This is a genomic window from Microbacterium enclense, from assembly GCF_004022425.1.
Taxonomy (GTDB): domain Bacteria; phylum Actinomycetota; class Actinomycetes; order Actinomycetales; family Microbacteriaceae; genus Microbacterium; species Microbacterium enclense_A.
Genome location: NZ_RBZY01000028.1, coordinates 29,924 through 48,769 on the forward strand (window position 1 = coordinate 29,924; position 18,846 = coordinate 48,769).

22 protein-coding genes are annotated in these 18,846 nt (G+C 65.8%); 7 read left to right on the plus strand and 15 right to left on the minus strand.

The window, feature by feature from the left end:
• Positions 1–3 precede the first annotated feature (3 nt).
• Both D8Y23_RS09095 and mobC read right to left on the minus strand, forming a co-directional pair.
• On the minus strand, positions 4–1,734 hold the full coding sequence (locus tag D8Y23_RS09095; RefSeq protein WP_342672113.1) for a relaxase/mobilization nuclease domain-containing protein: 1,731 nt from the start codon (positions 1,732–1,734) through the stop codon (positions 4–6).
• The gene (gene mobC, locus D8Y23_RS09100; protein ID WP_240663849.1) at positions 1,734–2,120 is read right to left on the minus strand and encodes a plasmid mobilization relaxosome protein MobC; all 387 of its coding nucleotides are present in this window, start codon (positions 2,118–2,120) and stop codon (positions 1,734–1,736) included. The genes D8Y23_RS09095 and mobC overlap by 1 nt, the downstream gene beginning before the upstream one ends.
• Positions 2,121–2,387: 267 nt before the next feature.
• On the opposite strand from mobC, the gene D8Y23_RS09105 reads away from it, so the two are divergent.
• Entirely contained in the window at positions 2,388–2,774 is a 387-nt protein-coding gene (locus tag D8Y23_RS09105; RefSeq protein WP_205796976.1) for a hypothetical protein, read from the plus strand.
• A 282-nt stretch (positions 2,775–3,056) separates the two neighbouring features.
• Here D8Y23_RS09105 and D8Y23_RS09110 read toward each other — a convergent pair whose 3' ends face one another.
• From D8Y23_RS09110 to D8Y23_RS09160, 11 genes are all read right to left on the minus strand, one after another.
• Positions 3,057–3,881 (minus strand): DUF5677 domain-containing protein, encoded by an 825-nt coding sequence (locus D8Y23_RS09110; protein ID WP_128217832.1) that lies wholly within the window; start codon positions 3,879–3,881, stop codon positions 3,057–3,059.
• The gene (locus D8Y23_RS09115) at positions 3,878–4,480 is read right to left on the minus strand and encodes a recombinase family protein (RefSeq protein ID WP_128217833.1); all 603 of its coding nucleotides are present in this window, start codon (positions 4,478–4,480) and stop codon (positions 3,878–3,880) included. The genes D8Y23_RS09110 and D8Y23_RS09115 overlap by 4 nt, the downstream gene beginning before the upstream one ends.
• Positions 4,477–4,719, minus strand: a complete 243-nt coding sequence (locus D8Y23_RS09120) for a hypothetical protein (protein WP_128217834.1) — start codon at positions 4,717–4,719, stop codon at positions 4,477–4,479. Before D8Y23_RS09120 ends, D8Y23_RS09115 begins: the two co-directional genes overlap by 4 nt.
• Positions 4,716–5,537, minus strand: coding sequence for a Fic/DOC family protein (locus tag D8Y23_RS09125; protein WP_128217835.1), 822 nt, complete (start codon positions 5,535–5,537; stop codon positions 4,716–4,718). Before D8Y23_RS09125 ends, D8Y23_RS09120 begins: the two co-directional genes overlap by 4 nt.
• A 1-nt stretch (position 5,538) precedes the next feature.
• On the minus strand, positions 5,539–5,802 hold the full coding sequence (locus tag D8Y23_RS09130) for a hypothetical protein (RefSeq protein WP_240663850.1): 264 nt from the start codon (positions 5,800–5,802) through the stop codon (positions 5,539–5,541).
• A 164-nt stretch (positions 5,803–5,966) separates the two neighbouring features.
• A complete protein-coding gene (locus D8Y23_RS09135) occupies positions 5,967–6,893 on the minus strand; it encodes an AAA family ATPase (protein ID WP_205796979.1) in 927 nt (308 codons plus the stop codon).
• A complete protein-coding gene (locus D8Y23_RS09140; RefSeq protein ID WP_128217836.1) occupies positions 6,880–8,316 on the minus strand; it encodes a Mu transposase C-terminal domain-containing protein in 1,437 nt (478 codons plus the stop codon). Before D8Y23_RS09140 ends, D8Y23_RS09135 begins: the two co-directional genes overlap by 14 nt.
• 9 nt (positions 8,317–8,325) lie before the next feature.
• Positions 8,326–8,892, minus strand: coding sequence for a recombinase family protein (locus D8Y23_RS09145; protein WP_061681986.1), 567 nt, complete (start codon positions 8,890–8,892; stop codon positions 8,326–8,328).
• A gap of 200 nt (positions 8,893–9,092) precedes the next feature.
• Positions 9,093–9,569 (minus strand): cupin domain-containing protein, encoded by a 477-nt coding sequence (locus tag D8Y23_RS09150; protein ID WP_128217837.1) that lies wholly within the window; start codon positions 9,567–9,569, stop codon positions 9,093–9,095.
• A gap of 100 nt (positions 9,570–9,669) precedes the next feature.
• Positions 9,670–10,401: a VIT1/CCC1 transporter family protein gene (locus D8Y23_RS09155; protein WP_128217838.1), complete on the minus strand. Its 732-nt coding sequence runs from the start codon at positions 10,399–10,401 to the stop codon at positions 9,670–9,672.
• Positions 10,401–10,922: a DUF2231 domain-containing protein gene (locus tag D8Y23_RS09160; RefSeq protein WP_128217839.1), complete on the minus strand. Its 522-nt coding sequence runs from the start codon at positions 10,920–10,922 to the stop codon at positions 10,401–10,403. Before D8Y23_RS09160 ends, D8Y23_RS09155 begins: the two co-directional genes overlap by 1 nt.
• Before the next feature lie 701 nt (positions 10,923–11,623).
• Here D8Y23_RS09160 and D8Y23_RS09165 point away from each other — a divergent pair.
• From D8Y23_RS09165 to D8Y23_RS09175, 3 genes are read left to right on the plus strand one after another with little or no spacing between them, the layout of a single operon-like run.
• Complete coding sequence (locus tag D8Y23_RS09165) at positions 11,624–12,853, plus strand: ferredoxin reductase family protein (protein WP_240663851.1); 1,230 nt, start codon at positions 11,624–11,626, stop codon at positions 12,851–12,853.
• A gap of 13 nt (positions 12,854–12,866) precedes the next feature.
• Entirely contained in the window at positions 12,867–13,373 is a 507-nt protein-coding gene (locus D8Y23_RS09170) for an FMN-binding protein (RefSeq protein ID WP_128217840.1), read from the plus strand.
• The gene (locus tag D8Y23_RS09175) at positions 13,373–14,167 is read left to right on the plus strand and encodes an FAD:protein FMN transferase (RefSeq protein WP_128217841.1); all 795 of its coding nucleotides are present in this window, start codon (positions 13,373–13,375) and stop codon (positions 14,165–14,167) included. The genes D8Y23_RS09170 and D8Y23_RS09175 overlap by 1 nt, the downstream gene beginning before the upstream one ends.
• Here D8Y23_RS09175 and D8Y23_RS09180 read toward each other — a convergent pair whose 3' ends face one another.
• Positions 14,168–15,136, minus strand: coding sequence for a sensor histidine kinase (locus tag D8Y23_RS09180; RefSeq protein ID WP_128217842.1), 969 nt, complete (start codon positions 15,134–15,136; stop codon positions 14,168–14,170).
• Positions 15,133–15,813 (minus strand): response regulator transcription factor, encoded by a 681-nt coding sequence (locus D8Y23_RS09185; protein WP_128217843.1) that lies wholly within the window; start codon positions 15,811–15,813, stop codon positions 15,133–15,135. Before D8Y23_RS09185 ends, D8Y23_RS09180 begins: the two co-directional genes overlap by 4 nt.
• Positions 15,814–16,075: 262 nt before the next feature.
• On the opposite strand from D8Y23_RS09185, the gene D8Y23_RS09190 reads away from it, so the two are divergent.
• From D8Y23_RS09190 to D8Y23_RS09200, 3 genes are all read left to right on the plus strand, one after another.
• Positions 16,076–16,672: a recombinase family protein gene (locus D8Y23_RS09190; protein WP_128217851.1), complete on the plus strand. Its 597-nt coding sequence runs from the start codon at positions 16,076–16,078 to the stop codon at positions 16,670–16,672.
• Between the two features lie 7 nt (positions 16,673–16,679).
• Positions 16,680–18,065, plus strand: a complete 1,386-nt coding sequence (locus tag D8Y23_RS09195; RefSeq protein ID WP_128217844.1) for a Mu transposase C-terminal domain-containing protein — start codon at positions 16,680–16,682, stop codon at positions 18,063–18,065.
• A partial coding sequence (locus D8Y23_RS09200; RefSeq protein ID WP_128217845.1) for an AAA family ATPase occupies positions 18,065–18,846 on the plus strand: 782 nt, incomplete at its 3' end. The genes D8Y23_RS09195 and D8Y23_RS09200, both read left to right, overlap by 1 nt.

The following is an 18,846-nucleotide window of genomic DNA, read 5'->3' on the forward strand; positions in this document are numbered from 1 at the left end:
CTCTCATCGTTCCGGGCCTCGGTCAGGCCGCGGGGTTGTGGGCGTGCGGGGTCGGGTCGGTTCGATCGTCGAGGGGAGCGGCGAGGTCGTTCCCTTGCGACGGTTCTCCTCGGCCCGGTTCATCTTGTTCAACGCCTCGCGCGTGGCCTCGTCGATCACCGAGGACATGTCGATGCGGCGCGGTTCGGTCTTCGTGGCCGTGGGCGCGGTGGCCGTCGTCGACGTCGCCGGCAGGGCGGCACGAACGCGGACCAGCCGTGTTCGAACATCGGTGGCGATCGCTTCCGCGTGCCGCGCCTGTTGCGCCGCCTTGGCGGCGTCATAGACCGCCTGGGTGAGGTTCATGAGCTGGCGCAGCATCGCCGCTTGCGCCGCGGTTCCCTGACCACCCCGGATGGCGCTCGCGAGGAGCATCGCCGCACCGCCGGCCGACACCCGCCCCGCCTTCTGGGGCTTTGCCTGGCCGCGGTAGGTCTGCGCCGACTTTGCCAGCTCGTCGGATGCCGCGGCGAGGTCGCCGGGTACTTCCTCGACGGCATTGGACCAGGCCGCGAATGCGCCCGACGTCTGCCGTGCGACGCGCGCCCATGTGTCGCGGTCGTCGAGCGGAACAGAGCGCAGCGTCTCGCGCAGCTCGCCCAGCTCGGCGGTGTACCGATCCCACAGCTCGGGGTCGGGCTCGGTCGTCTCCCGTCCCGGTGCGACGGGTCGTTGGTTGCGCTTGGCCGCGTTCCACTCGGCCGCGGCGTCCATCGCGCCGGTCGCGCTGTCGGGCCACTCGGCGCGCAGTCGCGGCAGGGTGAGGTCGCGGCCCATGTGACCGCCGCCGTACCAAATGGGACGCTCGCCGGCCGCGGGCTTCGCGGCCACCGAGTAGCCGGTGATGACGTCGGTCTGACCGTCCGCGTAGCGGGGTCGGACGACGACACCGGAGCGGCGCAGACGGCGCACGAACTCGGCTTCGTTCTCGCTCGCGCTCGCGCACGCGCGCACCTTCCGGGCGAGGTCGTTGCGCGGTGCGTTGAGACGAATCTCGGCGGTAATCCGCGTCTGACGTTCGCGCGGGTCGAGCTGGTGCCACGGCATGACGTCGCCGCCGATCTTCTCGGCGTGCGCTTCGTACTTCCGCTGTGCGAACAGCGCGGAACGCTCCTCAACCTTGGCCTGTTCGGCGGGGCTGAAACCGCGCGTCGCGCGCTCGCCCTTGGTCGACTCCAACAGCTCTAGGCCGTGCTTTACTTCGAGCGCTCGTGCGGCGTTCTGCGCACGCACGTAGTCGAGGTGAGTCGATGCCTTCGTGCCGTCCTCGCGCACGAGGTTCACAGCGATGTGCACGTGGTCGTTACCGGACTTCGACAGGCCGTGACGGACGGCGACCCAACGGCACGGTGCCTTGGTGCCGTCGTTGTCGTCCAACCCCATCGCGGCCACAAAGTCGGTGGCAATCGCGTTCCACTCGGCGTCGGTCTTGATGCCCTCCTCGGCGCGCAGCGAGAGGGATGCGTGCCAGACGTGCCCGCCCTTCACATCGACCCCGAGCTGCTTGTGAGGACGGTCCAGGTGACGCGCGATCGCCAGGCCGCTCTCGCGGCTCAGCTCGGCATCGTCGTACCACGCCATGAGCGCATCGTCACCCGCGACAAGGTGCGGCTCCGTGTGCTCGTTGTGACGACCGCCGCCGACGAGATACGTCACGAGGCCCGACATGCGATCGCCGCGCGTGATGTTCGGCATCACGTCAAGCTCAACTCGTCGGTCAGCTCGTCGATCCGCATCGCTGTCTTGCGCACCGCAGCGAGCGTCGCGAACGTCTCGGGGCGCAGCTCGCGCGTGGCGTTGGTGGCCTTCGCGATCTGATTGACGTTGTTCGAGATAGCGGCGAGAAGACGGTGCAGCTCGTACAGCTTCGTGATCATTGCGCGCCGCTCGGAGGCCGTCTCGCCGGCATCCTGCGCAAGCGCGCTCTCCACGAGAAGGCGCGGGATTGTCACGCCCTGCGCGAGGGCCAGGCGCAACAGCACGCCCTCCTCCTCGGGGCTGGCTCTCACGACGTGACGCGCCACGCGACCGCCGGCCACATTCGGGCGGCGACGACGCTCGGACGGGCGAGGCGTAGGCATCTCCTCAGACATGCTCACCCTCCCTTCGGCCCAGCGCAGCGACCCCGCCCCTGCGGGGACCGCACACATCAAGTGTGCCGCACCTTTCGACGCAAGTCGAGAGGTCAAGTCCGGTTAGGGCACCTAACTGTATAGCTTGCTCCGTCCGGGACTCGATTCGAGGTCGCTCACGGCGACAGCCGGGAGTGGTCGCGGCTTCGCCGCGACGGTCCTGCTGCAAGCGCGAGGAACCTCGCGCGGACGGCGCCGCATCCGTAGGCTGCTCGCATGGCTAAGGAACTCTCCCCCCAGGAAGCAATCGAGCGCGCACAGCGCGCCCTCGACGATCGACTGACGTCGGTTCGCGAGCTGGCCGAATCGCGGCAAAAGCTCGCGGACGTGCGCGAAGCATCCGCCGCGCGGATCGCTTACGTTGAGCGCGAGGAGCGCGAGAAGGTCGCCGCTGCCGAGCGTGACGACGCACGCGCCTACAGCGCGACGATCGACGCCGGATGGACCCCCGCCGAGCTGCGCAAGATCGGTTTTGCGGAGGCGGGTCAGAAGCGCGCACCGCGTAAGCGTCAGGCGCGCAAGTCGACGTCGAGTGAGGCCGCGGCGACGCCGCCGGCCGACGCCGCCGACAACGGCGGCGAGGGACAGTCCTACGGCGGCTGACGTATCCCCCTGACCACCTGTGGACGGCCCGAGCTACCTACGGGCTCCACCCGCCCACAGGTGGACAGCGGGACCCTAGTTATCCGACCGCTACGCGGCCTCGTTAGGAGGACTCCCCCTCCCCCTAATGCCCGGGATTGTGTCACAGCCCAACACCCCGTCAAGGGCGCTTCGCGTCACTCCGTGATGCGGCAAGCCGCACCCTTGACGGGGTGTCGCGCTGTGAAGGGCGGCATCTATCAGGGGGACGGGGAAAGAGTGGCGATGAGATACAGGACGTGCCTACTTTGACGCCGTCCGCGTCTTTGCGTGGCGACGTCGGTAGTGCGCGCTGAGCTGTATCTCGCTGTTGACTTCGAGGGTCCGGGCGAGGCGACGAATGATGCTGCGGTGGGTCTGATCCCTGCTCGTGTAGGCGTAGGCGCGAGCCCCCCAAACGAGCGAGATTGCCACAAAGTAGAGCAACGAATCAGCGGGGATTGCCGCCGTCGCTTCGGGTAGCCGGTACGGCAGCGAACCGCTATCCCGGTCAGCCTCTTTGTAGTACAGATCCGAGACGGCAAGAGACGCGTGACTGTAGGACGACATGACGCGGTAGTAGATATAGGCATCCACGCCGGCTGGCGTCAGATCGAGACAGATATCGCGGAACTGCCGTGCGTTGTCATTGCTCGCCAGGTCGTCGCGCGCTTCGACGTCGGCAATCTCACCCGCCGACTCGCGGAACGTGGGCGACTCCGCCTTCTCGGCCTCTCTCGCGAACGCTCGACGGGTACGCACATGCTCGCTGATGATCGCGCGCACCCCGTGCTGCTCCTGACTCTGCACGACCCACACAGCACTCAGGGCGCACTCGTACATCTGACGCACGAGAGGCAGGGCGGCATTGGTCATTCCGTTGTCGAGGAGTAGCACGACCGCTTTCGCGGTCTCGTGCAGGTGTCGTGCCCAGCCATGAACGATCGCCACTCGTGCAACATCTTCGGACGTGAACGGACGATCGCGCCGCGCGGCGGGCTGGTGCAGCAAGTCGGCGTCGCCGTGCTCTCGCCACGCATCCTGGAGCTCGTCGATAACGTCGCGCAGCTCGGCGTCGCTGAGCTTCATCGAGACGCCGCCGGCTCCTGTGCGCCAACGGGCCGGCTGAGGTCGGCGTAAGCGCGCGAGGCGGTCGACTTATCGACGCCGAGCACGCGCCCAATGTGCGCGAAACTCAGGCCCTCGTCATCGCGCATCCGGCGTAGCTGAGTGAGCTGGTCGGCGCTCAGCTTCGAGGGTCGACCGATTGCCTTGCCCTGCGCGCGGGCGTGGTCCATGCCACGCTGCGTGTTCTCCCGAATCGTGTCGACGCGCAGCTCTGCGAACACGGCGACGATCCCGAACAGGGCACGGCCCATCGGGGTTGTCGTGTCGATCTGCGGTTCTGTCAGGGAGCGAATGTCGATGCCGCGTTCGCGCAGCTCGTTCAACGTGTCAAGAATGATCCGCTCACTTCCGCCGAGACGGTCAAGGCGGCGCACCAACAGGGTGTCACCCTCACGGAGGTAGTCGAGGCACGCCACCCACTGCGGGCGCGCAGCGATGCGACTGGACTCGCCATGGTCCACGAACACACGAGTAGCGCCGGCCGCGCGCAGCTCGGCCTCCTGCGCATCCGGGTTCTGCTCCCGGCGCGAGACGCGCGCGTACCCGATCACGTTCGTCACGCTGTCGCCTCCGCTTCGATGCGGTCGGCCACCTCGTCAAACAGGGCATCGTCGATGAGGCCCTGACGTAGCGCGTGTTCCACATCCGCGAACGATCCCGGTGGGTCAACTAGTAGGTCATCCAACTCGTCGGCCGGCCTTGCCTGGGGTGCGTAGTTCCATCGCACCAATTCGTCGACGAGCTGGGCGCGGTCGACGGCGCCGGCAGCGTAACTCTGCAAAAGGTCGTCCAGCGTCATCTCTCGAGCCCTCCTGTCGGGAACCGGTCGGACATATACCCCGGGCCGCTGCGACGCGCCTGGGGCGGCTGCTGGCCGCTCTGGCCGGCGCCCCGGGTCGCCTCATTCGGGGACCGCTGGTAGCTGCCGCCGATGACGGCTCGGACGTCTGCGAGAGGGTCGGCCGCGGGGGCCGGCATCTCGACGCTGATCGCGTGGAAGATCGGCACGAGCGACGTCGGATCGGGAGCGTGCTTGTCGAGGTCGGGCCGGCTCATGGCCGATCCCTGGTTCCACTGCTCGGGCGTCACCCGGTCGAACTCGAACCGAAACGGCGAGCCCGCGGCCACATCGTGCATGAACTGCTTCGAGGTGCGACCGTTGCCCTCGCGGAACGGGTGCGCCTGGTTCACATACGCGAACACGGTGGCGCTGGTGGCAATGAAGTCACTACGGCTGATCGAGGCCCAGTCCGTCGACGTCGCGACCTGGTGCACCTCGGACAGGTAGCGGTCCACCTCGCCGTTGTCGACGCGACCAAACTCCCGTCCCGGACCCTTCGACATGTTCACGGTGCGGTACTCCCCCGCCCACTCGTAGACGTCTTGGAACAGGTACCGGTGAATCGCCTTCAAGTGCTCCGCGTCGAACGTCTTCGGGATATCGACCATCCCCGCTTCCAGCTCGAAACCGCGGCGAGCTGTCTGCCCGTACTCGCGGTCTTTCAGCTCGAAGAAGTCGCGCTCATCGAACTTGTTGCGCAGCGTCCCGTTGCCGAGCTGCGGGCTATACGTCTCGGGGTAGAAGTACGACTCCCAGGTGTCAAAACCCTCGGGCACGTCAGGCTGCGCCGACGATGCCGGCGGCTCGTCGAGACGCCTCGGCCGCGCGGTGAGCTGCTGCCGCCGAACGTCGGTCGTACTCGGCCGCGTCGATCGCGCCGCGCGCGTAGTCGGTCAGGTTCTCGACGTCCTCACGCGTGGGCTCCCAGCCCTCGTGCCAGCCGGCGGCGAGCGACTGCACCACGGCGGAACGCTGCTTGTCGTTGAGCTGGGCGAACAGCTCCGGGTACTGCTGCTCGATCTTCATCTGCGACTCGGCCACGGTGGCTCCCCTCGGTCCTCACCAATTCTATCGAATGATGCAAAAGGGCTCTACTCAATTTCGCATCAATTCGGATTTTGCAACGGGTTTTTGCATCGCGCCGATCCGCGACATTCCGGCACCTCTGTGAATTGCAGCGATAGATGTCGCGGTTGTCGCGTCGTTCAGTGTCCGATGAGGAGGGCTTCCTGGGCGGCGTCGACGGCCTCGGGCGTGAGGTGGGTGTGCCCGTTGATGTCAAGAACACGTCGGATCTGAGTGACGAGGCGATCGGCGAGGCGGAAGTTCCCGTTCGTGGCGCGCACGATCGCGGCGAGGGCGGCGGTGTGAGCGAGCCCTGAATCACCGGGGTCTGGTGCGGGGAGGCGTTGTGTGACGACGGCGGTGAGTTCGTCACTGCGGAGAGGACGGTATTCGTGGGCGAAGCCGATGCGGCTGTAGAGCTGGGGGTAGCGCGCGAGGCGTTTTTCAATGCCGGGCATGCCGATGAGGATGACGCCCATGTGGTGGCGGTCGTAGAAATCGCGGACTTGTTCGAGGCCGACGGTTTTGAGCCGATCGGCTTCGTCGATGATAAGCAGTTCTGTGTTCCCGCTGTGTTGGGATTCGGGATGGACGTAGGGGTCGACGTGACCGTACCGGGCATAATCAATGGCCCACGAGACTTGTTGGCACGCGCGGGGCAGGCCCTGGTCGATCTGCTTGATGGTGGCGGCGACGGTGGGGGTGAAGAACGCCGTTCGACTCTGCTGGACGCCCTCGGGGACGGGAGGGAGCAGGCCACCGTTTCGGGCGAGCGGGTACCACTGTTCCCAGTCGTCGGTGCCGGCGTAGTGGCGGGCGGAGAGAGTCTTGCCGACGCCGGGCGGACCGTAGCAGAGGCCGATGTAGCGGTGTGAGCGTACGGTGTCGGCGAACTCCACGAATCGTCGGTGCTCTCGGGTGCTGACGAACGCGGGGCGGGTGTCGGTGTGTGGTGGGGGCGCCTGGGTGAATTCGTCGAAGGTGCCGTTGAGGAACCGTCGCCCGTCGTCGTCCGTGCCGACGAGGACGGACACCGGCTTTCCGACGGTCGGTTCAGTCGCTGGCATAGGTCCTCAACCCGTGTCTCTTCGATTGCGGGGCTGGCGCGTCGGGCTCGGAGGGAGAGTGAGGCGCGGCCGCGGGTCGGTGCCGAGTGTCTTCCGGCAGTGAGCTGGCGACGTTGCTGAGGGAGCGAAGTTGTTGCTTCAGCGCCCGACGCCGGGTGTTCCTCGCGCTCTGCAGGTCGGCGAACGTGATCGTTTCGGAGGAGCGTTCAGGGGCGATCGCGCGGCATAGGAATGCGTTGTCGTGAAACAGTCGGATCTCGCCGAGGTCGCGGGGGTCGTACCGGACGGTGACGTCTTCACCGACGTAGGCGGCGAGGACGGGCGAGACGTATCGGGTGGAGGCGAACCGGATGCCGTCGCGCTGCACTCGTCTGGTGGCGGTGGCGGTCAGCAACAGCGCGTCGAGGTCTTCCGAGTGTGCGGGCATACGCGGGATGAAGCTCCCGCTGCGCCAACGCGCGTGCGGTGCCGTCCCGGTCGCGGAGTGCGGGCGCTCGTTGTACTCGTCGACGATGAACCGCTCGAGGACGTCGTCGAGCTGGTGCAGGGTCAACATGGGGGCGCTGGTGGGTGTGCCGCCGGTGCCGTGCGGGATGAAGCCAGGTAGGTGCGGGAGCAATTCGGTCGTGATGGTGCGGTAGAACCGCTCGATCTTGCCGCGTCCTTGCGGAACGCCGACCCGCGAGTGAATGAGGCGCACGTGCAGATCCAGACATACCTGTTCGATGCGAGCAGAGGTGAAATCCGACCCGTGATCGCTGTAGAGAACATCGGGGAGCCCCGACACCACCCACGAGGCATGTCGTTTCCGGCTCGCGGCCTGGTGAAACGCCAGTGCGGAGCGCTCGGACGTGGGCGCCGAAACCGCTAAGGCGTATCCGGCGACGGCACGGGAGTAGTCATCGAGCACGATCGTCAGCCAGGGGCGCACAGACGTCTGCTTGTCGTCGAGGATCATCACGTCCAGCAGCGTGTGGTCCATCTGCCACTGCTCATTCGGGGCGGTTGTCGTACGCCGGTAGACGAGCTCGAATTTGTCGCGATAGGCGGCGTCACCGCCCTCAGCGAGAGCTGTCAGGCCCGGGTCGATAGCGTGCACGATTTGGCGAACGGTCGTGTACCCGGGAGCTGGCAAACCTCGATCGCGCGCGATATCGCCGACGCGCCGATGGATGTACGCAATGGTGGGAGCCGGCCGGCGCACGGCCAGCGCCTCGATCGCCGTGACCAGTTCCGTGGGGATACGGGAGGCACCTTTATCTCGGCGAGGCGGTCTTGCGAGCTGCCCCGCACCGATGCGAGCGGCCCATCGTTGCAAGGTTCGCACCGTGACGCCGGAGTGCTCCGCGATCCGCGTCCACGGCACACCGTCGAGGTGTTGGCGCACAAGCTCGGCTTTCTGCCGGTCGCTGAGGTGCGCCATGATCCCTCGTCAGGCCCGCTCGACGTGATCGGCCAGGTGCCGGTAGATCGTGGGCCGGGATACCCCGAAGGTGTCGGCGATCTCTTGCACGGTGTGCGCACCCTCGTCGTACATCGCGCGGGCCTGTCGAATCTTCGTCGGCGTCATCTTGAACTTTGGGCCGCCCTTACGCCCCCGAGCTCGCGCCGCCGCCAGGCCATCATGCGTCCGTTCCACAATCAGGTCGTGCTCGAACTCGGCGATCGCGGCGAGCATATGGAAGAACAACCTCCCGCCCGGTGTGGTCGTATCGATGCCCTGGGACAGCGCTCGAAAGCCCACCCCACGTTGCTGCAGTTCGTCGGCGATCTGCTTGAGATTGCGTACGGATCGGCCAAGCCGGTCGAGCTTCGTCACGACGAGCGAGTCCCCCTCCCGCAGGTAACCGAGAGCATCGGTCAGCGCGGGTCGCTTCGCCAGGGCGCCAGAGGCGTGCTCGACGAAGATCTTGTCGCAGCCGGCCGCTTCGAGCGCGTCGGTCTGACCGTCGGGGTTCTGCTCGCGCGTCGAGACGCGGGCGTATCCGATCGTGGCCATGCCCTCAGAGTAACGCGAACGCCGCGTCCGTTACATAGTCTGCGGACACGGGTTATGAGACACGACTCGCGGACGTCGCTCGGTGTGAATTTGGTCGATCCGTGTCGGCAGTTTGCGTGGGCAACGTGTCGCTCCCGGGCCGGTGGGCTGTTCGGAATCAGCACTGAGGCTCTGCCGACTTCGTATGGCAATGCTGGGTCCTACGCGTGACGATCGGGCTGGCTTGCTTCGGGTTGTACGGTCCAGCTCGGCGCGTGGTCAGTACCGATGGACTCATCGTTTTCCGCGTCGGTGCTCGTTACCTGGACGGTTCCGGCGGCGTGGTGCACCGGTGCGTATACGGTGTACAGGCGTAGCGGTTGATTGCCCGTATTGCGGACGTCGTGCCACGTTCCGGCAGGTACTTGAATTGCCCACCCATCTGAGACGGCCTGTTCGAAGTCGAGTTGGTCCTTGGCGCTGCCCATGACGGCTTGGCCTTGACCGGCGTCCACGCGCAGGAACTGGTCCGTATCCGGGTGGCATTCCAGGCCGACGGACTCGCCAACCGGGATGGTCATCAGCGTGACTTGCAGATATTTCCCGGTCCAGGCGACAGTGCGGTAGTTCTCGTTCGCTTGGGTCGCCGCCTCGATGTCGAAGGCGTGCGGGCGCGGGCCGATGTCTGTTGTATCCATGGTTGTTCTTCCTTTGTCGAGTGCCGAGGTGGAGCGATGGTGACTGATTGAAGGCAGTACATCCCGGTGGTGGCGATATGTGGGGCTTCCGCGATGCGGCTTAGATGAGGCCGGTTGTGCCGAGGAGGGTGCCGACGGCGAAGGTGGCGATCAGGGCCAAGGCCCCGCCGGCGACGACCCTGAGGGTTGCCGTCAGTGGGCGGCTGCCGCCGAGGAGGGCACCGATCGCACCGGTCCCGGCGAGGGCGATGAGTACGACGACGAAGGTCACCGGCACGCGGATGGTGTCGGGGGTCAGCAGGATGGCGAGTAGAGGAAGTATTCCTCCGATGAGGAAGGCTAGGGCCGAAGCGCCCGCTGCGTGCCAGGGGCTGACGACGTCAGCCTCATCGATGTTGAGTTCCATCGACAGGTGCGCTTTGAGGGCGTCCTTGGCCGTGAGCTCGAGGGCGACTTGCTGCGCGGTGTGTGGCGACAGCCCTCGGGCCTCGTAGAGCGCAGAGAGTTCGGCGAGTTCGCCTTCGGGATCGTCCCGCAGTTCGGTCCTTTCCTTCTCGATCAGGGCACGTTGGCTGTCGCTTTGGCTACTCACGGAGACGTACTCGCCTAGCGCCATCGAGATCGCACCGCCGACGAGAGCGGCAGACCCGGCGGCGACTATCGCGGCGGTGGAGGAACCTGCGCCGGCAACACCGACCACGATGGCGGCAACGGAAACGATTCCGTCGTTCGCGCCGAGCACCCCGGCGCGCAGCCAGTTCAGCCGGCCGGCCAGGCTTCCCGAGTGCGGCTCATCGCGCGGGACTGCGGACTCTGTCGGTGCGTGTGTCATCAGTTTTCCATGTCCCCTGACCACACGGCTGTCGCGCCGCTGTGGCCGATCAGGATGGCTTGCACTGTCGTGCCGCCGGATACCACAAGGGCGAGCACCAGGAGGGTCGCGGGGATCCATCGCATTCTTCCCTTCACCTCCGGTCGCGGCGCGACTGCGGAATCTGGCGCACGAACCGCGGCGGCCTGGGCACGCTTTTCACGGATGTTCCACCAGAGGAGTGCCGCGGCGATGAGCACGAGACCACCGACCCAGGGCAAGAGACCGTCGGCCAGTTCGGCGTGAGTTTCGATCAGCGCGTTCTCCCCGACGCGCGCTTCCAACTTTTCACCGGATTGGGTGGATAGCGGCACGAGGGCAAGTGCGAGGAGGCAGATACCCAGCGTGAGATAGCCGGCCCATCGGCGAAAACGCGGCCACGCAGCGGTGAGAATGACGAGCACGGCTGCCAGCGGGACGATGACTTCCGTGGCGTGTACGACGAGGGGATGCAGCGGGAGGCCGAAGAACGTGTCAAACATTTTGCTCCTAGGGAGGGTGGGCGACGGTTCGCTGTCCTCGCGGGTAATGCTAAGCCGCGAACCCTCGAGCCACCACGGAGGGTAGCCTGCGCTTTGGTGGGAATGGCGGCCGGATCTACCAACGTCCGGAGACCTCCTTTCCCCGCAGATGGCCAAGACTTTCGGTTTGGGTAGTTGAGGTTTCCCCGAACGGTGGTTGCCGGCGATGGCGCTTGTTCGCCGCACGAACGACGGGTCTTGCGTGTTAGGTCACGGCTGACAGAATCGCCGCAGACGCTGTTGACCTCAGTTCACCCTGCGGATGTGGCCGCCGCTAGGGGCGAAGGTCCCGCGCGAACCAGGCGCACAGTCATGGCGATCGTTGTCGCACCGCTTTCTGGTGCAGCACCGGTCATGCACGGGTGGGCTGGGCCCGCTCGAGGCACTGGCGCTTCCTCGGAAATCAAAGGCGAGTCCTATGAAGTTGCTGTGGGCGGACCATTCTTAGAGCTGTCTCAGCGGCCGGGTCGGACGATTCAGATATGACCAGCCTTGCCACTAGACCCACCCGCTCGACGCCTCGCGTCGCGTCGCACGCAACACGGCCCGTGCTGTGGCGGATGGGCGCGACCACTGTCATCTGGTTGACGAGTCTGTTCGTCGTGGCGTTGTGGGTCGCGGGCGGTGGTGTAACGAGTGTCTTCGCCGTTAGCGGAGAGACATTGACGACGCTGGGCCGGCTGGCCGGCCTGGTTTCTGCAAACCTGCTGCTGTACCAGGTGCTACTGATGGCGCGGGTCCCCATTTTTGAGCGCGGTTTCGGACGTGAGGCGATCACGCGGATGCACCGGTTCGTCGGCTTTTGGTCGTTCTGGCTCCTCGCCGCACACATCGTGCTGCTTGTGGCCGCGTACTCGGTTGCCGCGAATGTGAATCCCCTCGCCCAGTTGTGGGACTTCGTGTGGAACTACCCGGGGATGTTGCTGGCAACGGCAGGCACGCTGGCGATCCTCATGGTGGTGGTGACCTCGATTCGACGCGCCCGCCGCCGCCTCCGCTACGAGTCCTGGCACCTGCTCCACCTGTACGCGTACCTCGGTGTCGGCCTGGCACTTCCGCACCAGCTGTGGACGGGGGCAGACTTTCTCTCCACGCCGGTGGCGACCGCGTACTGGTGGGCGCTGTGGGCGGCAGCTGCAGCATCTGTCCTGGTGTATCGGGTCGGCGTACCGCTGTTTCGATCGTGGCGGCACGGGATCCGTGTCAGCGGTGTCGACCTTGACGGTGCACGCGGAGTGACCGTACGCATGTCCGGCCGGGCGATGAACCGGCTGGGTGCGCGTGCCGGGCAGTTCTTCATCTGGCGCTTCCTCGACGGCCCCGGGTGGACACGCGGTCACCCGTTCTCACTCTCCAGCGCGCCGACCGGGGACCGGCTGTCGATTTCGGCGCGGTTCGCGGGGGATGGCACCCACCGACTGGCCACACTGCACCCCGGAACGCGTGTCCTCATCGAAGGACCCTACGGTCATATGACCGGTGCGTTGCGGACCGGATCGAAGCTGCTGTTGTTCGGTGCGGGAGCCGGTGTCGCCCCACTCGTCTCTCTCCTGGAGGCGGAAACGTTCCAGCCCGGCGACGCGACTCTCATCACTCGGGACTCGGATCCGGCCGACGGTCTCCGGCAGTCCGTTATCAGAGACCTGGTCGCTCACCGCGGGCTTCGACACGTCCCGTTGCCCGGGCCGCGCTCCACAGGCAGCTCACCCTGGATGCCCGCAACCCACTCTGCATGGCAGGGACCGGACCTCATCCGGCACCTGGCCCCCGACATCACGTCGTACGACGCGTACCTCTGCGGGCCCATTCCCTGGATGGCCGACCTTGAACGCGACCTCCGGCACGCCGGGCTCGCGCCCGAACGCATCCACTCCGAAGCGTTCACGATCTGACACGGAGGACCCCATGAAGAAGATCATCTACGCGCTCCTCACCACGCTCACCGGGCTGGTGCTGCTCTTCAGCTACCGGACATCTCTGGACGCCATCCCACCGACCGCGACTGAACCCGCCGTCAGCGGATCCACGACTACCGGGACCACCGCCAGCGGTGGAACTACCGGGGGCGATGCCAATCTCAACGGCAGTGCTTCCTCACCCCCGAGCCCGTCTCCGACGGCCGCGTCGTCGCTCGCTGATGGCACGTACACGGGCGATTCAACGGGCACGCGATACGGGCCCGTGCAGGTGCAGGTCACCGTCGCGGGGGGTCAGATTAGTGATGTGCAGGTGGTGGACTACCCGGACGGCAACGGTCGTGACCGTCAGATAAATCAGAACGCGATCCCGCAGCTTGTCAGCGAAACGGTGCGAGCGCAGAGCGCGCAGATCGACATGGTGTCAGGTGCGACGTACACCAGTCGCGGCTACGTGACCTCTCTGCAAAGCGCGCTCGACCAGGCGCAGAGCTGATGCGCGCCATCATCCCTCCCCGCCACGTGTGGGTCGAAGAGATCATGGGGATACCGATCAGCGTCCACGTCCGCTCCCGCGGCCCGCAACCGGCCACCGGCACCCGGCGTGCCGTGGACGCGTGCTTCAGCGAGCTCCGCGACATCGACCGTGTCTTCTCCACCTATCGGGACGACTCCGATATCAATCGGATCCGCAGGGGCGAGCTGACCATCAAGGACGCGGACCCCAGGGTTTCGCGAGTCGCCGAGCTGTGCTGTGAGGCCGAGCGCGAGACGAATGGGTTGTTCTCGGCCGACTGGCAGGGCTGGTTCGACCCGACCGGCCTAGTCAAAGGGTGGGCGGTGGAAATAGTTGCGCGCACACATCTCGCGTCGTTGGTCCCGCAGGACATCGCTGTTGGCATCAACGCGGGCGGCGACATGCAATTGTTCACCGCCCCCGACACCGACTGGCGCTGGAATGTCGCGATCGCGGACCCGTGCCACCCGGGTGAGGTAGCGGCGACCATCACTATTGAGAACGGGGCTGTCGCCACCTCAGGAGTCGCGGAACGCGGTCGGCACATCGTCGACCCGCGAACAGGCAATCCCGCAGTCACGGTAGCAAGCGCAACCGTTGTAGCCGATGGTCTCGCCCAGGCGGATCTCTGGGCGACGGCGGCGGTGGTCGCCGGCTACGCGGACCGGTCGTGGATTTCCCGCGCAGAGACTCGCACAGGCCTCATCATCGCGGCGGACGGGCGAACCTCACGTTGGCTCGGGAGAACGTGCGTTGACACGGTTGCCGTGTGATCAGGCCGCAGGCAATCGCACCAAGAAGGTCGTCCCTCTATCGGAAGTTGCTTCCACCTCGATGGACCCGCCCGCCCTGACGGCGATGTCGCGCACGAGGGAAAGGCCGAGCCCGAACCCACGCCTGCGGCCGCTGTCCGCCGAGCGGGCGAAACGGTCGAACACCCGGTCGACTGCGATCCCGGAAATGCCGCCACCTTCGTCGGCGACCCGGATGAGCGCGAACGACTCCGCGCTTCTGACGGTGATGCGAACGATTCCATCCTCGGGGGAGTGTTGGACGGCGTTGTCGACGAGAGCGACTATCGCCCTCATCAGCGTGACCGGCGGCACCCGCACCGCCACATCCTGGTCGGCATCGACGATCAGGGTCACGGATGCCTGATCGGCAAGCGCCTGCAGGGATGCGGCGGCAGCCTCCGCGGCGACAGACACGAGCGCCGGACCTGCTGCGGCGGGTGTGTTCTGCTCTGCCGATATCAAGAGGTCGTTGAGCACGTCGTTCATCATGGTCGCATCCCGACGCAAAGCCGCGAGGTTGTCCTCGATCGGCTCACCTCGCGCATGTCGACGCTGCAGGACCTGTATTCGGCTGGTCAGGGTGGTGAGTGGGGTGCGCAGCTCATGGCTGGCGTCTGCAACGAAATCTTGCTGAAGGCGGAGGGCATCACTGAGAGGTTGCACAGATCGCCGCGCTGCGAGCCACGCGACGACCGCTAAGAGCAGCACACCGACGACCCCGAGGAGGATCACAGCCGGCAATACCTTATCGATGTCGACGACGAAGTCGTCGCCAGAATGATCACCGCCTACCCCCGGGCCGTGTTCTGCCCCCTCCCGGCGAGAGGTGAGCAGGATCACCAGAACGAGGAGGCCCACACCTGCGGCGATGATGAGTGCCGACGCGACTCCTACGTACAGGCCCACGGCGCGGGACGCGCGGCGAACATAGAGGAAGTCGTTGCTCATGACGGACTCCCGGCCCGGTATCCGCGGGAACGAACGGTCTCGATCATGTCGGGAGTGGACTTACGCCGCACGTAGTGCACGTAGGTGTCGACTGAGCTCGTTGTCTCGCCATCAGGAAAGACCGCGCGGACGATCTCTTCACGACTGAACACGTGGTCGGGACTGCTGGTGAGGAGTGCGAGCAGAGCAGATTCAGTCGCCGTGAGCGAGATCCGGAAGCCGGACGGGTCGTAGAGCGCCTGCGACTCCGGGGTGAAAACCCAGTCCCCGATGCCACGCCGTTCGCCGTCTGCGCGGAATGCGCGGCGCAGGGCACGTAGCCGCGCGAGCAACTCGCCATAGTCGAACGGCTTCACCAAGTAGTCATTGGCGCCGCCATCCAACCCGGATACTCGATCGTCGATTGTTCCGAGCGCGGTCAGCATGAGAATCGGAGTTGTGATCCGGGCAGCACGGACTGACCGGATGAATGCCACGCCGTCCATCCCCGGCAGTCGACGATCCACCACCATCACGTCGTATGGACGGCCGAGCGCCTTTCGAACACCCGACTCCCCGTCCGTCGCGAGATCGACGGTATACGCGTCGGACAGCATCTCCACGGTAAGAGCGGCGATCTCTGCGTCGTCCTCGACGTAGAGAAGTGAACCCCTCTCGGTGCCCGGAGTGCGGTCCATGCGCCCCCTCCCCGAAGTGATTCTCCAGCTTAGGCGCCAGGGCATGTATCGCGACTTGTGCGGCGGCCGAAGGCTCCCACCCGCGTACCCGCATCACGCACGAGGGTCTCAGTTAAGTACAGCTTTTCAAGACATCGGCCCCCACCTTTCGCCCCGGTCGGCGTCAGCGTGATTCCGCGGCGCGAGTCGTCTCGGAAAGTTGTCTTGCCGTGATCTGTCTTACCCCGCTGCGTTGCTGGGTTTATTGAGGCACACTGGCGGTATGAGGCTTTTGGGATACACGCGAGTGAGCACGTCCAGTCAGGATGCGCAGCTGCAGCTCGACGCGCTCGTCTTAGCCGGCGTGCAAAAGCGCGACGTGTTCGCGGACGTCACGTCGGGAAGTCGGGCGGCGATCGAACGCCCCGGGATGAAGAAGCTTCTCGAGCATGCTGCCGAGGGCGACACGGTGGTCGTCTGGCGGGTTGACCGTCTCGGCCGTTCTCTGATCGACGTGCTGAACACGGTGAACCTGTTGCGCGGGCGGGGCGTGCACGTCCGATCCATCTCGGACGGGATCGACCCTGCGACATCGACCGGGCGGTTGATGTTGAACATGCTGGCCACCCTCGCGGAGTACGAGCGCGAACTGATCGTCGAGCGAGTCACCGCCGGGATAGCGGCCGCCCGACAAAACGGGACACGGTTCGGCCGCCCCGTGTCCGACCCCGCGGTGATTGCGGACAAACTTCAGCTGGCAAGGGAGGCGCGGGCGAAGGGACGCACCGCTGAGGACGCTGCCCGCCTGGTCGGGTGGAGCCGCGCCACTCTCTACCGTCACCAGCAAGCGGACGCTGCGCGCGGAAGCGCCGCGATGTAGGTGAGGCGTGGACGCCGAGGAGCGGTGGCGGGTGCTTCGACTTCATGTCGAAGACCAGGTTCCACTCGCGGCCCTCGCCCGCGACACCGGAATCAGCGCCCGCACACTGCAACGCTGGCACCGCCGCTACCTGGACGGCGGGATCTCCGGACTGGACCTGCAGCCCCGCATCGACGCAGGAACCCGGCGCACAGCTCCCGAGACCGTCGCGTTCATCGAACGGCTCGCGCTGACCAGACCACGGCCGAGCCTCGCGACGCTTCATCGGCTGACCGTTGCGGAAGCGACCCGGGAAGGTAGGCCGGTCCCCAGTTACGCGACGGTGCGAGAAGTCGTGCGCGGGCTTGATCCTGCGCTTGTGACGCTGGCGCTGGAGGGGCCGGCGTCGTACCGCGACCGGCACGAACTTGTCCTTCGCCGTCGTGCTGACCGGCCGAACCAAACCTGGCAGTCCGATCACACCGAGCTAGACATCCTCATCGTCGGCTCCGACGGGAAGCCGGATCGACCATGGCTGACGACGGTAATGGACGACTACTCTCGTGCGATCTGCGGATACACCGTCTTCACCGGGGCACCCTCGGCGCTGAACACGGCACTCGCGCTCCGTCAAGCGATCTGGCGAAAGACCGACCCGGCATGGGCCATGTGCGGTCTCCCCGACATCCTGCACGTCGACCACGGCTCTGACTTCACCAGCCACCATCTTGAGCGCACCGCGATCGCGTTGCACATCCGCATCATTCACTCGATCGTTGGCCGCCCTCAGGGTCGAGGCAAGATCGAACGATTCTTCGGCACGATCAACACCGAACTCCTCGCCACACTCCCCGGCCACCTCGGACCAGGCAGCCGCACCCCTACACCGTCGATGGATCTACCCGCGTTGGATCAAGCGATTGGGGCGTTCATCACCGTCTACAACGACCGACCGCACTCCGAGCTTGGAGTTTCGCCGAGGGACGCATGGGTCGCCGACGGCTGGCTTCCGCGGATGCCCGACAGTCTCGAGTACCTCGACACACTCCTCCTTACTGTGCCGAAGAACCGGATCGTGCAAAGAGACGGGATCCACTTCCAAGGCCAGCGCTACCTCGCTCCCACCCTCGCCCCGTTCGTGGGACACCCGATCACGATCCGGTACGACCCGCGCGACATCTCCGAGATCCGCGTCTACGACCACGACACCTTCATCTGCGTCGCCATCGACGAAGCCCACCCGAACCTCAGACTGAGTCTCCGCGACGTCGAAACCGCCCGACGAGCACGCCGACGCGAACTGCGCAAGATCATCAACGAGCGCATCCCGACTACCGCCGCCCGACCTGAACTCCGCCGCGCACCTCAGCCGGCGCGGCGGAACAGGCTGCGCACCTATGAAGAGGACGAGTGATGGGCCAGGCATTCATCGTGACCAAGGAGCACCGACGCTTCATCGAGTTCGCGAATGCCGTCCGGAAAGAGCGAACCATCGGCATCTGCCACGGCGACGCTGGCGTGGGAAAGACCCAATCCGCCCGTAGATACGCCAACTGGGACACTCTCGAGCCGTACATCGATGAGTGGGGACCGCGCAGCGATGCGGACGATGCGTTTTACGCTCTGGCCAACCGGTCCCGCACTGTCTTCTACACGCCAGAAGTTCTGCCTCGACCAAAGGAACTCGTCCGCGAGATCGGTCATTGGCAGATCAAGGTGGACATCTGCGTGGAGGAACACCAACGCACGATCGGTAACGTCACCGGCCAGCGCTCACACAAGAATTCCTTCGTCGAGCTGCTCATCATCGACGAAGCCGAACGGCTCACCCCGATGGCCCTTGAACTGCTCCGGGACCAGCACGACCGCACCCACCTCGCCATCATCCTGGTCGGCATGCCCGGCATCGACCAACGCTTCAGGCACTACCCGCAGCTGTACAGCCGGCTCGGGTTCTCCCACCACTATCGAGCGCTGGGACGCGACGAACTGCTCTTCGTCCTCGACAGACACTGGAAACGAATCGGACGCACCCTCGACCCTGAAGACTTCACCGACGCCCAGGCCATCGCCGCCATCGAACGAATCACGCGTGGCAACTTCCGGCTTCTCGAGCGCCTCTTCCCCCAGATCGCCCGGATACTCAAGATCAATCAACTCGAAGCCATCACCGACGACGTCGTCGAAGCCGCCGC

Coding starts and splice junctions, on each gene's coding strand:
- D8Y23_RS09095 (WP_342672113.1), bottom strand. CDS start 1,734: ATGCCGAACATCACGCGCGGCGATCGCATGTCGGGCCTCGTGACGTAT.
- mobC (WP_240663849.1), bottom strand. CDS start 2,120: ATGCCTACGCCTCGCCCGTCCGAGCGTCGTCGCCGCCCGAATGTGGCC.
- D8Y23_RS09105 (WP_205796976.1), top strand. CDS start 2,388: ATGGCTAAGGAACTCTCCCCCCAGGAAGCAATCGAGCGCGCACAGCGC.
- D8Y23_RS09110 (WP_128217832.1), bottom strand. CDS start 3,881: ATGAAGCTCAGCGACGCCGAGCTGCGCGACGTTATCGACGAGCTCCAG.
- D8Y23_RS09120 (WP_128217834.1), bottom strand. CDS start 4,719: ATGACGCTGGACGACCTTTTGCAGAGTTACGCTGCCGGCGCCGTCGAC.
- D8Y23_RS09135 (WP_205796979.1), bottom strand. CDS start 6,893: ATGCCAGCGACTGAACCGACCGTCGGAAAGCCGGTGTCCGTCCTCGTC.
- D8Y23_RS09140 (WP_128217836.1), bottom strand. CDS start 8,316: ATGGCGCACCTCAGCGACCGGCAGAAAGCCGAGCTTGTGCGCCAACAC.
- D8Y23_RS09145 (WP_061681986.1), bottom strand. CDS start 8,892: ATGGCCACGATCGGATACGCCCGCGTCTCGACGCGCGAGCAGAACCCC.
- D8Y23_RS09150 (WP_128217837.1), bottom strand. CDS start 9,569: ATGGATACAACAGACATCGGCCCGCGCCCGCACGCCTTCGACATCGAG.
- D8Y23_RS09155 (WP_128217838.1), bottom strand. CDS start 10,401: ATGACACACGCACCGACAGAGTCCGCAGTCCCGCGCGATGAGCCGCAC.
- D8Y23_RS09160 (WP_128217839.1), bottom strand. CDS start 10,922: ATGTTTGACACGTTCTTCGGCCTCCCGCTGCATCCCCTCGTCGTACAC.
- D8Y23_RS09170 (WP_128217840.1), top strand. CDS start 12,867: ATGAAGAAGATCATCTACGCGCTCCTCACCACGCTCACCGGGCTGGTG.
- D8Y23_RS09175 (WP_128217841.1), top strand. CDS start 13,373: ATGCGCGCCATCATCCCTCCCCGCCACGTGTGGGTCGAAGAGATCATG.
- D8Y23_RS09180 (WP_128217842.1), bottom strand. CDS start 15,136: ATGAGCAACGACTTCCTCTATGTTCGCCGCGCGTCCCGCGCCGTGGGC.
- D8Y23_RS09185 (WP_128217843.1), bottom strand. CDS start 15,813: ATGGACCGCACTCCGGGCACCGAGAGGGGTTCACTTCTCTACGTCGAG.
- D8Y23_RS09190 (WP_128217851.1), top strand. CDS start 16,076: ATGAGGCTTTTGGGATACACGCGAGTGAGCACGTCCAGTCAGGATGCG.